We start from the raw sequence: 11,765 nt of genomic DNA, 5'->3' as shown, positions 1-11,765 counted from the left end.
AAATTTTGAAATTGGTCTTTGACGAATTTCGACACGTAATTGTGTGCTGGTATGGCTCAGTTGGTAGAGCGCACCCTTGGTAAGGGTGAGGTCCCCAGTTCGAATCTGGGTACTAGCACCATCTATTTTTTCAGCGACAATAGCACAATGGTACCACCTGATCCCATGCCGAACTCAGTAGTGAAACGTTGTAGCGCCGATGGTAGTGTGGGGCCTCCCCATGTGAGAGTAGGACATTGCTGAATACCTCTTTAAAACCCAGCCTTCGGCTGGTTTTTTTCATTTCTGCTTTCCGTTTTTTCTCCTTTATTGCTCTGTTTTTTATTGCCTCATTAGATTTCTTCATCATTTTCCCTTTTCCCATCAATTCTTTTTACCTTGTTTTCCTTGCATGTCATCACAAACTCTTATAGTTTTATTTGGATATCTGGACGTCTAAACTTCTTATGTCATTCGTCTGTCGTCATTGGATTCTATGTTTAAGGAGTAAACTCAGATGCCAATTAAGATCCCGGATCGCCTGCCTGCGACGGATGTCTTACGTAGTGAAAATATCTTTGTCATGTCTGAAGCGCGTGCTGCCAGTCAGGAAATTCGTCCGTTGAAAGTCCTGCTATTAAATCTGATGCCGAAGAAGATTGAGACGGAAACCCAATTTCTTCGCTTGCTTTCTAATAGCCCACTACAAGTCGATGTGGAATTGCTGCGTATTGATAATCGCCCGACGAAAAACACGCCGACAGAGCATCTGGACACCTTTTATCGCCAGTTTGAGATGGTAAAAGACCGTAACTTTGATGGCTTGATTGTTACGGGCGCCCCTTTAGGCTTAGTGCAATTTGAAGATGTGCTGTATTGGGAAGAAATTCAAACCATCATGGCGTGGGCAAAGGAGCATGTCACCTCGACGCTGTTTGTGTGCTGGGCTGCGCAAGCGGGACTGAAGTTACTCTATGATTTGCCCAAGCGAACCCGCAAAAGCAAACTCTCCGGTATCTATACCCACCGCTCTTTGGATTGTCACCACCCTTTGCTGCGTGGTTTTGATGATTCATTCTTAGCGCCGCATTCGCGTTATGCAGACTTTTCGCCAGAATACCTACAGCAACATACGGATTTGGATATTCTCGCCACCTCCGCGCAAGCAGGGATGTATCTGGCATCAACAAAAGACAAGCGTAATGTGTTTGTGACCGGTCACCCTGAGTACGATGTGGATACCTTACACAATGAATATATGCGGGATATGGGGGAGGGGATGGAACCGATGATCCCGGTGAACTATTACCCCGAGGACGATCCAGAGCAAGCGCCAATCGCGAGTTGGCGTAGTCATGGGCATTTGTTATTTGCGAATTGGTTAAATTACTGTGTCTACCAGCAGACACCGTATGATTTGGATCGTTTCTCGGAAGCGAACTTCACCAAAGATGAATAGCGCGATATTACACGTATGAAGACGATAAAAAGGCCTGTTGAGACAGGCCTTTGTTTTATCTAAGTGTCATCGCGAAATGATGATGACACGGTCAATGCGGCTGTTTGGCTTCCCATGCTTTGGCTTTATTGATCAGCGGGACAATGGTGGAGCCTTGGATCAAAATAGAAAACACCACTACCGAGTACGTCATCACCAGAATGATTTCTCGCACATCAATGTTCTTTTCTGGGATCACCATGACGCCTGCGGGGATCGCCATGGCCATCGCCAGTGCAAGGCCCCCACGCAATCCACCCCAAGTTAAAATTCTGATCGAATACGGGTTATAGTCGCGGTAGCGTTGAAAGCCGACATACGCCAGTTTCACACTCAGATAGCGACCGAGCAGGACTAATGGAACCGCCAGTACCATCAAAATCCAATCTTCATGGTGGAAAGTAAAGAGCAGCATGCTCATCCCGATAAGTAAGAACAGTACCCCATTGAGGAATTCGTCCACGAGCTCCCAAAAATGGTCGAGATGTGCTTCGCTTTCTTTGGAGAAGCCGATGTAACGCGTCCAGTTACCGATCATGATCCCCGCTACGACCATAGCCAATGGGCCAGACACATGCAGCACTTCAGCCAACGCATAGCCTGCAGTAGGGATCCCCAATGTCAGTAGCAATTCCATGGAATGGTCGTTGGTGGCACAGATCAGGTAATGGAAGAGTAGCCCGAGTACAAAGCCATAAATAATGCCGCCAATCGCTTCCTGTAGGAATAATTGTCCGACCCCCATGACTGTTGGGGTATGGTCACCAAAGGCAATCGTGAAAAGGGTGACGAAGATGACTAACCCGAAACCATCGTTAAACAGGGATTCCCCTTCTATTTGGGTGGATATACGTTTCGGTGCATGGAGCTTTTTGACAATGGCGAGCACGGCGATGGGATCGGTGGGCGAGATCAGCGCGCCAAACAGCAGGCAGTAGATGAACCCTAAGGGGATGCCGATGAGCTGACAAATACCCCACAGTGCCCCACCAATGAAGAAGGTAGAGAACAAGGTTGCCCCGAGTGCCAATGTCGTGATTTCCCACTTTTGATCTTCAAGGTGTGGGAGTTTGATCCCCAGTCCACCGGCAAAGAGCAAGAAGCCTAAGATCCCTTTTAAGAGAAAGTCTTCAAAATTGATTTCCGTTAGTTGCTCGGCGGCAATGGTGTCGAGATGAAACCAGCCACTTTGACCGGCAATGATGATGATGAGTGACAGGATCAATGCGCCAGCAGTAATGGCGATAGTGGTCTGCATTTTTCCTATTTTGCTATTAACGAACGCAATGAGCATTGCAGCGGCGGCAAGAAAACAGAGGGTGCTGTAGACTGACATTCCGTGACCTCTAGGTGGCAGCTAAGTAAAGCATTTAATTGTAATAAAATATAAAACCATCCTATACCGATAGCCATGATTAATTTATCGATACTTTGCATTATTTATTCCATGAGACACACGATAGACGTCTAGATTTCCATTCTTGCTATGGTAGGATGTGAAATAGCTGTAACATTAAAGAAGGATGAATGTGGTGTTGACGAGCAAGGATGTACTTCAAAAGCGGATAAATGAGCAGATCCTGATTATTGATGGTGGTATGGGCACCATGATCCAGGGCTATAAGTTGGAGGAGCAGGATTACCGCGGCACACGCTTTGCGGACTGGCCTTCCGATCTCAAAGGGAACAACGATTTACTGGTGTTGACCCAGCCGCAACTTATTCAAGATATCCATGCGGCCTACCTCGAAGCGGGGGCGGATATCCTTGAAACCAACACCTTTAACGCGACCACCATCGCGATGGCGGATTACGACATGGAAAGTCTGAGCGCCGAAATTAACTTGGTGGCCGCGCAGTTAGCCCGTGCTGCTGCCGATGAATGGACGGCAAAAACACCGGACAAACCGCGCTTTGTCGCCGGTGTGTTAGGCCCCACGAACCGCACCTGTTCCATCTCTCCGGATGTGAACGATCCCGGTTACCGTAATGTCACCTTTGACGAACTGGTGCTGGCCTATTCGGAATCCACTCGTGCCTTGATCCAAGGTGGGGCAGATCTGATCTTGATCGAAACCATCTTTGATACCCTTAACGCGAAAGCCTGTACGTTTGCGGTTGAAACCGTCTTTGATGAGTTGGGTTACAGCTTGCCAGTGATGATTTCCGGCACCATTACCGACGCCTCCGGTCGCACGCTTTCCGGTCAAACTACCGAAGCCTTTTATAACGCCTTGCGCCATGTAAAGCCGATTTCTTTTGGTCTTAACTGTGCCTTGGGGCCGGATGAATTACGCCCTTATGTGGCGGAGTTATCTCGAATCTCTGAATACGCGGTGTCTGCGCACCCGAATGCGGGTCTGCCCAATGCGTTTGGTGAGTATGACTTGTCACCGGAAGAGATGGCTGAGCATGTCAAAGAGTGGGCGGAAAGTGGCTTCCTTAACTTAATTGGCGGGTGTTGTGGAACCACCCCCGAGCATATCCGCCAGATGTATGCCGTGACCAAAGATATGACACCGCGTGCGTTGCCTGAGATCCCCGTTGCCTGTCGCTTGTCAGGGCTTGAACCGCTGACCATTGAAAAAGACAGCCTGTTTATTAACGTGGGTGAGCGGACTAATGTGACGGGCTCGGCGCGTTTTAAGCGTCTGATCAAAGAAGAGTTATACGACGAAGCGCTGGAAGTGGCGCGTCAACAGGTGGAAAACGGCGCGCAGATCATCGATATCAATATGGATGAAGGCATGCTGGATGCCGAAGCGGCGATGGTACGCTTCTTAAACCTGTGTGCGACAGAGCCGGAGATCGCGAAAGTTCCTATCATGGTCGACTCCTCCAAATGGGAAGTGATCGAAGCGGGCTTGAAATGTATTCAGGGCAAAGGGATCGTCAACTCCATCTCGTTGAAAGAAGGCAAAGCCAAGTTTGTTGAACAAGCCGCGTTGATCCGTCGCTATGGGGCGGCAGTGATCGTGATGGCGTTTGATGAGGTCGGACAGGCCGATACCCGTGAACGAAAGCTGGAAATCTGTAGCAATGCGTATCGGATCCTTGTCGATGAAGTGGGCTTTCCACCTGAAGATATTATTTTTGACCCGAATATCTTTGCAGTCGCGACCGGGATTGATGAACACAATAACTACGCCGTCGACTTCATTGAAGCGGTCGCCGACATTAAGCGCGATCTGCCGCATGCGATGATTTCCGGAGGGGTTTCGAATGTTTCTTTCTCTTTCCGTGGTAACAATTACGTGCGGGAAGCCATTCATGCCGTGTTCCTCTATCACTGTTTTAAAAACGGGATGGACATGGGGATCGTCAATGCCGGTCAGCTTGAAATCTACGATAACGTGCCCGATAAACTGCGCGAAGCCGTGGAAGATGTAGTTCTGAATCGACGTGATGACAGCACGGAGCGCCTGCTTGATATTGCTGCTGAATATGCCGGTAAAGACGTCGGCAAAGAAGCCGATGCGTCAGCCTTAGAATGGCGAACGTGGTCGGTGGAGAAACGCTTAGAGCACGCATTGGTGAAAGGGATCACCGAGTTTATTGTGGCGGATACCGAAGAAGCCCGCGTGAATGCCGATAAACCCCTCTCTGTCATTGAAGGGCCGTTGATGGATGGCATGAATGTGGTGGGGGATTTGTTTGGTGAAGGGAAGATGTTCCTGCCGCAAGTGGTGAAATCCGCACGTGTGATGAAGCAGGCCGTTGCCCATTTGGAACCCTACATTAATGCCGCGAAGCAAGCGGGATCGTCCAACGGTAAAATTTTACTCGCGACGGTTAAAGGCGATGTGCACGATATCGGTAAGAACATTGTCGGCGTGGTATTGCAGTGTAATAACTACGAAATCATCGATCTTGGAGTAATGGTGCCGTGTGAGCAGATCCTCAAAGTCGCGGTTGAAGAAAACGTCGACATCATTGGCCTGTCGGGGTTGATCACGCCGTCATTGGATGAAATGGTTCACGTGGCCAAAGAGATGGAGCGACTGGGCTTTGATCTACCGCTGTTGATTGGTGGTGCAACGACATCAAAAGCCCATACCGCAGTGAAGATTGAGCAGAATTACCGTCACCCTGTGGTGTATGTGAATAATGCCTCACGTGCTGTCGGTGTTTGTTCTTCTTTGCTGTCGGAAACACTCAAGCCGGGCTTTGTGGAAAAACTGCAAGCCGATTATGACGTGGTGCGAGAACAGCATGCTCGGAAACGACCGCGCACCAAGCCTGTGACACTGGAAGCGGCACGTGCCAATAAGGTCATGATTGACTGGGCGGGCTACACGCCACCGGCTCCAGCTAAGCCTGGGATCCACGTGTTTGATACGGTGGATGTGGCAACGTTACGTCCTTATATCGACTGGACGCCTTTCTTCATGACATGGTCGCTGATGGGGAAATACCCAGCCATTTTTGATCACGAAGAAGTGGGTGAAGAAGCGCAGCGTTTGTTTAAGGATGCGAATGCGCTGTTGGATCGTGTGGAAGAAGAAGGCCTACTCAAGGTACGCGGTATGTGTGGGTTGTTCCCTGCCGCCAGTGTCGGTGACGATATCGAAGTCTATACCGATGAGTCGCGCACGACGGTCGCGAAAGTACTGTATAACTTGCGCCAGCAAACGCAGAAACCGAAAGGGTACAATTACTGTTTATCGGATTACATTGCGCCCAAAGACAGTGGTAAGCTGGATTGGATTGGTGGATTTGCTGTCACCGGCGGCGTGGGTGAGCGTGAGTTAGCGGACGCCTATAAAGCGCAAGGGGATGACTATAACGCCATTATGATCCAAGCGGTGGCCGATCGCTTAGCGGAAGCCTTTGCCGAATACCTTCACGAGCTGGTCCGTAAAGACATTTGGGGTTATGCACCGGATGAAAACCTCAGCAACGACGCCTTGATCCGAGAAAAATACCAAGGGATCCGACCGGCACCGGGTTACCCCGCTTGTCCAGAGCACACCGAAAAAGGCAGCTTGTGGGAATTGCTAAAAGTGGAAGAAACTATCGGGATGTCACTGACCTCCAGTTACGCGATGTGGCCGGGGGCGTCGGTGTCGGGGTGGTATTTCTCGCATCCTGATTCCCGCTATTTCGCGATTGCGCAGATCCAGCCGGATCAGCGTGACAGCTATGCGGATCGTAAAGGTTGGGATTTGCTGGAAGCCGAGAAATGGCTGGGGCCGAATTTGTCGTAACGGCCAGGAAACGGTGTGGTGTCTATGTGGATGCTACATCCGTCAGTAGTGATAAAAAAGGCGCTCAGTGAGCGCCTTTTTTTATGTCGAATAACGAAGGATTATTCAAACAAGGTGTGGTGCAGTGTTCTTACCACATCGCGTGATTCCTCGGTATTGACCAAGAAGCACAGGTTATGGGCACTGGCACCAAAACAGATCATGCGTGGGCTGTATTGCTCAAGCGCACCAAACACTTGCGTTGCAGCACCTGGGGCATCGCCTAGCTTATTACCGATTAGCGCGACGAGGCAGAGGTTTTGTTCCACTTCCACACGGCACAGCTTGCTCAGTTCAGCGGTTGCGGCAGCCGGTAAATTGGGGGCACCGCCACAGGTGTCGGTTTGATCCAGCGTCAGTGACACGCTGACCTCAGAGGTGGTGATCAAATCCACAGAGACTTTATGTTCGGCCAAAATGCGGAAAACTTCGGATAAGAAGCCGTAGGCCTGGAACATTTTTAAACTGGTTAGCGTGACCATGGTTTGGTTGCAACGCAATGCCAATGCGCGGAATTTGGGTGGTGCAGTGACGTGTTGACGGATCCACGTACCGCCTTGTTCCGGTGCTTTGGATGAGCCGATAAAGACCGGGATCTTTTGACGTACAGCCGGAAGCAGCGTTGAGGGGTGCAGGATCTTCGCGCCAAAATTGGCCATTTCAGAGGCTTCACTGAAGCTGATCTCTTTGATGGGCTTGGCATTGGCGGTGATGCGCGGATCGGTGCTGTACATACCCGGGACATCGGTCCAGATCTCTAATGTTTCAGCCTGAATGGCTTCAGCAACCAGTGCGGCACTGTAGTCACTGCCACCGCGCCCGAGGGTCGTGGTTTGGCCGTGTTCATTCGCGCCAATGAAGCCTTGAGAGACGATAATGGATTCACTGAGTAAGGGTTGCATGTGCTGCGTCGCTAAGTGACGAATAACATCAATCTCAGGGACGGCTTTGCCGTATTGACTGTCGGTACGTAGAATGTGGCGAATATCGAAACGCGCAGCACTCGCGCCCATTTCATTAAGAATTTGGGTAAAAAGATGCGTAGAAAGCAGTTCGCCATGGGCAACCAATTGATCAGTCAATTGCTTAGAAGGGGTATGGGTGGCGTGCTCGGCCAAGTCTGCGACTTGATCTAGCAGTTGTTGGATCTCACCCGAAATCGTTTCGGGGTGCGCCAGTTCATCCAGAATAGACTGATGAATGGCGTGAAGTTGTTGTAGCCGCTCTGAGCGCTGCTCGTTATCGGCAATTCCATTTGCTAACTCAACCAGCAGATTGGTAACACCGGAGCATGCACTGATTAAAACCACTTTCGCTTGTGGGTTATTTTTAATAATGCTAGCACTACGGCTCATGGCGGCATGATCGGCTACGCTGGTGCCGCCAAATTTCGCTACAGTGATCGGCGGAGGAACAGTAAAGTTATTATCAACAAAGCTCACAACGAGTCTCCCAGTAAGATAGTAGAAAGTCTAATACAAAGGGGGATGACTCGGGATCAAGATCCCGACAAGTGTCAGGGGAATCTAGCAGTCAGATCTTGGTAGATGGCATGACCAGAAGCTCCCCACCTTTCTCGGTCATAGTTATGAGAAAGGTGACAGCCAGAAGGATTCAACCTTCATAGCCGATATGCCATGCCCCCTGTCATGCCATATCTCGGCGTTACTCCCCCTCTCAAGATTGCGTTGGGGTGGGGCCCCGCAATCATCGATACCTGGGTAACGCTCCTCTTCTGTTTTCACCGGATGTGCAGGCAGCGTGTGTGCTGAATAACCGTGCCATCGGGATGAACAAAAAATGTGCTTTATTGAAGCGGATTTGCCTATATCTTGTCAATTCCCTTTAGCACTTTTTTGCAATTTTTTGCAAAAAGCTGTCATAAGTAAGTCATAACCTTGTGCGTGTCATCAGTAGATCAATAACCTAGACGGCAAAATCGACGATCTGCTGATATAGTCATTAGGCGTACTTTTCAATCTATACACATCTTTTCATGCAGACCTTCACGGAGGAAACCCCATGACTATTGGCAGTTTTTACCCCCCTCAGCGTACGTTAATGGGCCCCGGCCCCTCAGATATCTCTCCGCAAGTGTTACAGGCGCTAAGTCGTCCGACGATTGGCCACCTTGACCCGCTGTTTATTGGCATGATGGATGAGCTGAAGCAGTTGCTGCAATATGCCTTTCAAACCCAAAACCCGTTTACTATCGCGGTCTCGGCGCCGGGCAGTGCCGGTATGGAAGCCTGCTTTGTGAATTTGGTTGAACCGGGCGATACCGTGATTGTGTGCCGTAATGGTGTGTTTGGCGATCGCATGCGAGAGAATGTTGAGCGCTGTGGTGGCATCGCGGTGATGGTGGATAATGCGTGGGGTGAGCCGGTGGATCCAGCCTTGGTCGCCGAGGCGTTAACGGCCAATCCAGAGGCAAAGATTGTTGCGTTTGTGCACGCCGAAACCTCCACGGGGGCCTTGAGCGATGCCGAGGCGATTGCCAAGTTAGCGCGCCAGCATGATTGTTTGACCATTGTGGATGCCGTCACCTCGCTCGGTGGCGTACCGTTGTTGGTCGACGAATGGCAATTGGATGCGGTGTATTCCGGTAGTCAAAAATGCCTGTCGTGTGTGCCGGGGCTGTCACCACTGACTTTCTCTGCGCGAGCCATTGAGAAAATTCAGGCGCGTAAAACCCCCGCACAAAGTTGGTTCCTCGATCAAAGTTTGGTATTGGGCTATTGGAGCGGAGAAGGGAAACGCAGTTATCACCACACGGCACCGGTCAATAGTTTGTATGCCTTACACGAAGCGTTGGTGTTGTTACAGCACGAAGGCTTGGAAAATGCCTGGCAGCGTCACCGTGATATGCACCAAGTATTGCGTGCTGGACTTGAAGGGTTGGGGATCTCGTTTGTCGTGGATGAAGCATCGCGCTTGCCGCAACTTAATGCCGTGTACATTCCTGACGGGGTGGATGATGCCGCGATTCGTGCCCAATTGTTGAATGACTACAACCTTGAAATTGGTGCAGGGCTGGGAGCGCTGGCGGGCAAAGCGTGGCGCATTGGCTTGATGGGGTACGCGGCTCGGCGTGAAAATGTGGCGCTCTGTTTACGTGCGCTAGAGACGTGTTTGAAATAATTCGTACGCGGCTTACCGATAGACAAACGGCTACCTCTGGGTAGCCGTTTTTGTAGGGTGAATCTTTGTAGTGAGAGCGATCACGGAGCGGTATTGGATGCCGCTTTTTCTTCAGAACGGGGCGCCGCTTGCGTCACCCATGACGCGGCTTGAGTGGGGAACAGGTATAGCGCTTCCTGATAAATCTGATCGGCTTGCGAAGGTTGCCCCAATGCCAGATAGGCACTGATCAAATTTTTATACAGATCAGGGCGCGGCCAGATTTTGGCTTTTTCTTGTGCCCAGGTGATGTACTCATTGATCATGCCAGCGTTTTGCTTCGCGGTGCCGATCTGCAATTGCGTCAGATACAGATCCCATTCAAACCGATTATGCCAGGCCCAAGGGTTATTCACTTTCAGTAGATAATCGACGTTGATAGGGCGGGTGGTTTCATATTTCGTCAGTAAGTAACCGGAATACAAGGTGGTGGCCATGTAGCTGGTGATAGCCACCGGCAGTACCAGTACCACGAGGCGCAAGGTCATGACATAGTTGATCGGTTTACGGTAATACTTGGCCGTTAAATTATCCACCCAATAGATCAGGATGATAAAGACGATCCAGTGTGGCAGGGAGTGATAAAACGGGTACTCCAGCTGGGTGTGCAGGGTGATCGGGAAGAACAAACTGACCAGCGCAAGTTGGGTACCCGCACGGGCTTTTTTGACTTTCAGTAACACGGCCGCGGCCGCGATCAACAATGCCAGCAAAGGCACGATACCGCCTTCTGCGGCCCAGAACGCCAATTCATTATGTGGATGATCAAGCGCCGCCATGCCCGCGGGACGCGTTGGATCCGCATGGTGCCAGTGCGCCGTTTGTGTTAGGTAGCTGACTTCAAAGGTGCCATAGCCGTAGCCGGTTAATGGCTTATTAAAGAACATGTCGACCGCTTGCGGGATGTGCATTGCGCGGGCACTGACTAGACTTAAGCGTTCTTCCTTTGGTGACCAGTCGGTACTGCTGTTCAGCGCCCATGACACGGTAAGCCCAAGCAGGACCATCAAAGCCCAAATGCGCCATTGGACTTTTGCGCCAAACTGGCGCAAATACGGCAGCATCATCAAGCTGCCCACAATGGCGGCCAGCCAGCCGGTGCGAGAGCTAAGAACGACCAAAAGTGGAATCGTGATCACTGGCGTCAGCAGCAGGTACAGGTGTTGCCACGACCACTTCCCGCGGTACATTGGAATGCGCGCGAGCAGATACCCCGATAGGACCAAGCCTGTCGCGAGGAAAGATGCCATCACATTGGGCTGCTGGAAGATGCCGTAAGGGCGGTTAGCGACCGTGTCGTAGCCGATGGGATTACCGGGCTCAAGCAGTAAAAATTGTACCCAACCAAACAGCGCTTGGATCCACACCGCAGCAAGGATCAGCCACAACAAGCGTTGGCGTTGTTTATGAGTAAACGAGAACTGTTGCAGTCCGACGAAAAAGAGCCACCCCGCCCATAGGCCCAGAATACGGGGTAAGGCTTCTTCACTGACCGCTTGCGGATAGAAGAGGGGCAGGGACAACAGCACACAGCAGACAAACAGAGCCACGGTAAGTCGCGAATAACGCCAGACTTGTTGACGAAATATTTCTAACAGACCAAAGGTGATGGCGAAACCAAACGGGATCCAACTCAGGGCGTTAAAAGAGAGTTCCAGCCCAGATCCGCCAGGATTGTGCTGAAAATAGTGCATGGTGAACAAGAACAGGATGCCGAGTGAAATCAGAAACGGTTTCACCATGGGTTTACTGATCCCTTTTTCCGCCAGTGTGGTGCCTTTGACATAGAGCACTGTCATTGTGGTTCCCTGTGAAAGTGAATGAGGTAGATAGAGGTAGCCGCTATAAAACAAAACCGGGCC

6 protein-coding genes, 1 tRNA gene, 1 rRNA gene and 1 riboswitch are annotated in these 11,765 nt (G+C 50.7%); of the genes, 5 read left to right on the top strand and 3 right to left on the bottom strand.

Annotated features, from left to right (window positions below; translation table 11 throughout):
• Window positions 1-45: 45 nt before the first annotated feature.
• The 3 genes from ACSF8W_RS16135 to metA all read left to right on the top strand — a co-directional run bounded on the left by ACSF8W_RS16135 (window position 46) and on the right by metA (window position 1,438).
• Window positions 46-121 (top strand) — tRNA-Thr (locus ACSF8W_RS16135).
• Between the two features lie 8 nt (window positions 122-129).
• Window positions 130-245, top strand: a 5S ribosomal RNA gene (rrf, locus tag ACSF8W_RS16130).
• A 251-nt stretch (window positions 246-496) separates the two neighbouring features.
• A complete protein-coding gene (gene metA / locus ACSF8W_RS16125; RefSeq protein ID WP_500848233.1) occupies window positions 497-1,438 on the top strand; it encodes a homoserine O-succinyltransferase MetA in 942 nt (313 codons plus the stop codon).
• A 91-nt stretch (window positions 1,439-1,529) separates the two neighbouring features.
• Here the strand turns inward: metA and ACSF8W_RS16120 are convergent, their stop codons facing one another.
• Entirely contained in the window at window positions 1,530-2,813 is a 1,284-nt protein-coding gene (locus tag ACSF8W_RS16120) for a cation:proton antiporter (RefSeq protein WP_500848232.1), read from the bottom strand.
• 196 nt (window positions 2,814-3,009) lie between these two features.
• Here ACSF8W_RS16120 and metH point away from each other — a divergent pair, with 196 nt between their 5' ends.
• Window positions 3,010-6,684: a methionine synthase gene (gene metH, locus ACSF8W_RS16115; protein ID WP_500848231.1), complete on the top strand. Its 3,675-nt coding sequence runs from the start codon at window positions 3,010-3,012 to the stop codon at window positions 6,682-6,684.
• A 101-nt stretch (window positions 6,685-6,785) separates the two neighbouring features.
• Here the strand turns inward: metH and lysC are convergent, their stop codons facing one another.
• Window positions 6,786-8,165 (bottom strand): lysine-sensitive aspartokinase 3, encoded by a 1,380-nt coding sequence (gene lysC / locus ACSF8W_RS16110; RefSeq protein ID WP_500848230.1) that lies wholly within the window; start codon window positions 8,163-8,165, stop codon window positions 6,786-6,788.
• Between the two features lie 110 nt (window positions 8,166-8,275).
• Window positions 8,276-8,466: riboswitch (Lysine riboswitch) on the bottom strand.
• Window positions 8,467-8,745: 279 nt separating this feature from the next.
• Here lysC and ACSF8W_RS16105 point away from each other — a divergent pair.
• Complete coding sequence (locus tag ACSF8W_RS16105; protein ID WP_500848229.1) at window positions 8,746-9,864, top strand: pyridoxal-phosphate-dependent aminotransferase family protein; 1,119 nt, start codon at window positions 8,746-8,748, stop codon at window positions 9,862-9,864.
• Between the two features lie 80 nt (window positions 9,865-9,944).
• Here ACSF8W_RS16105 and ACSF8W_RS16100 read toward each other — a convergent pair whose 3' ends face one another.
• Complete coding sequence (locus ACSF8W_RS16100) at window positions 9,945-11,702, bottom strand: PglL family O-oligosaccharyltransferase (protein WP_500848228.1); 1,758 nt, start codon at window positions 11,700-11,702, stop codon at window positions 9,945-9,947.
• Window positions 11,703-11,765 lie beyond the last annotated feature (63 nt).

It is taken from the genome of Photobacterium sp. 270122K (genome assembly GCF_059941365.1).
The sequence above is the reverse complement of the archived record's forward strand: the minus strand, read 5'-3'. Positions and strand labels throughout refer to the sequence as shown.

What these genes read in the sequence shown, in the direction of transcription:
- metA (WP_500848233.1), top strand. Translation starts at nt 497, where the DNA reads ATGCCAATTAAGATCCCGGATCGCCTGCCTGCGACGGATGTCTTACGT.
- ACSF8W_RS16120 (WP_500848232.1), bottom strand. Translation starts at nt 2,813, where the DNA reads ATGTCAGTCTACAGCACCCTCTGTTTTCTTGCCGCCGCTGCAATGCTC.
- ACSF8W_RS16105 (WP_500848229.1), top strand. Translation starts at nt 8,746, where the DNA reads ATGACTATTGGCAGTTTTTACCCCCCTCAGCGTACGTTAATGGGCCCC.
- ACSF8W_RS16100 (WP_500848228.1), bottom strand. Translation starts at nt 11,702, where the DNA reads ATGACAGTGCTCTATGTCAAAGGCACCACACTGGCGGAAAAAGGGATC.